This window comes from Type-D symbiont of Plautia stali (assembly GCF_001485335.1).
Classification (GTDB): Bacteria; Pseudomonadota; Gammaproteobacteria; order Enterobacterales; family Enterobacteriaceae; genus Pantoea; species Pantoea vagans_C.
In genome coordinates this window covers 1-702 of the sequence record NZ_BBOC01000204.1, presented here as the reverse complement: position 1 = coordinate 702, position 702 = coordinate 1, and the positions used below count along the sequence as shown (strand labels likewise).

Here is a 702-nt window from a genome sequence, read left to right as displayed (position 1 = left end):
CAGAACAAAGGCTTGAAAGTGGGCCAGCGTGTCGGCATCGGCTGGACAGCGAAGAGCTGCCAGCACTGCAATGCCTGCATCAACGGTGAGCAGGTCAACTGTGAAAATGGCTCCGTTCCTACCATCATGAATAAAGGCGGATTCGCCAGCCATCTGCGTGCAGACTGGCAATGGGTGATCCCACTGCCAGAATCGATGGATATCACCACCGCCGGCCCATTGCTGTGTGGCGGCATCACGGTATTCAAACCGCTGTTGATGCATAACATCAATGCCACCAGCCGCGTGGGTGTGATTGGCATCGGCGGTCTCGGCCATATGGCTATCAAACTGCTGCGGGCGATGGGAGCGGAAGTGACCGCGTTCAGTTCTAACGCCAGCAAAACTGAATCCATCCTGGCGATGGGTGCGGATCGCGTAGTAAACAGCCGTGACCCGCAGGCGTTGAATGCGTTGGCTGGACAGTTTGACCTGATCATCAGCACCGTGGCGGTGGATCTTGACTGGCAGCCGTACTTCCAGGCACTGGCTCCACACGGCAAATTCCACACCGTCGGTGCGGTGATGAAGCCATTTGAAGTGCCGGCCTTCAGCCTGATCATGGGCGACCGCGCAGTCACCGGCTCGTCAACCGGTTCACCGGGTCAGCTACGTTCGCTGATGAAACTGGCATCGCGTGTGGATGTTGCACCCACGGTGGAA

General features: G+C 57.8%; 1 protein-coding gene. It reads left to right on the top strand.

Annotated elements, in window-relative coordinates; genetic code table 11:
* Positions 1-702: zinc-binding dehydrogenase (locus PSSD_RS26000; RefSeq protein ID WP_058974235.1), on the top strand; the 702-nt coding region annotated here is incomplete at both ends.